The sequence below is a fragment of the Okeania sp. SIO3B5 genome, from assembly GCF_010692555.1.
In the GTDB taxonomy this organism is placed as follows: Bacteria; Cyanobacteriota; Cyanobacteriia; order Cyanobacteriales; family Microcoleaceae; genus Okeania.
Genome location: NZ_JAAHHG010000042.1, coordinates 1 through 631, shown reverse-complemented (window position 1 = coordinate 631; position 631 = coordinate 1). Strand labels below are relative to the sequence as shown.

Genomic DNA, 631 nt, shown 5'->3' with positions numbered 1-631 from the left:
CTAAGCTTGTTTCAAAAGACGCTGTTGTTTCATTATCTACTTGAGTTACTAATTCTGTCAGAGTAGGAGTTAATTTTTGGTTGATTTGTATAGGAGGTATGAGGAAATCTGGTGGTAGTAGTTTACCTAAAATACCTTTGTTTCTCCACTCTACTTCATATAACCAATTTTCTATTGATTCGGTTTCTGTTCCCAGTAGGGTCTGTTTTGTTGCTAGTTTGACTTGTAAACCTTTGAGGTTGGCAATTATTTCTCCTTCTGGAGTTACTATGGTGACAATAGCAGTCAAACTTTCTGGAGTTTCCACTTCGGGAATGGTTACTGATACATATGCCCATAGACTCAGCCCTGGATTCTTATATACTCTAAATTGTTCTATTCCTACTGGCAGATAAGTTTTGTCATTATCCGTTGCTGGCAGTGCATGAGACATTACTTGCAAGGCAGCATCTAATAGTGCTGGATGGAAATGATAGTCGTTTGTTTGTGTTATCAATTCTTCGGGGAGTTTGATATAACCTAATGCTTGGTTTGAACCTGACCACAATTCTTGGATGCCTTGGAAGGTATTCCCGTAGTCTATCCCTACTTGTTGAAATTTTTGATAATGTTGTTTGACTTCTATTGTTTA

General features: G+C 37.6%; 1 protein-coding gene. It reads right to left on the bottom strand.

The window, feature by feature from the left end; genetic code table 11:
* Positions 1–583, bottom strand: a 583-nt coding sequence (locus tag F6K54_RS08730) for a polyketide synthase dehydratase domain-containing protein (protein WP_293076574.1), incomplete at its 3' end; no start/stop codon positions are given.
* Positions 584–631 lie beyond the last annotated feature (48 nt).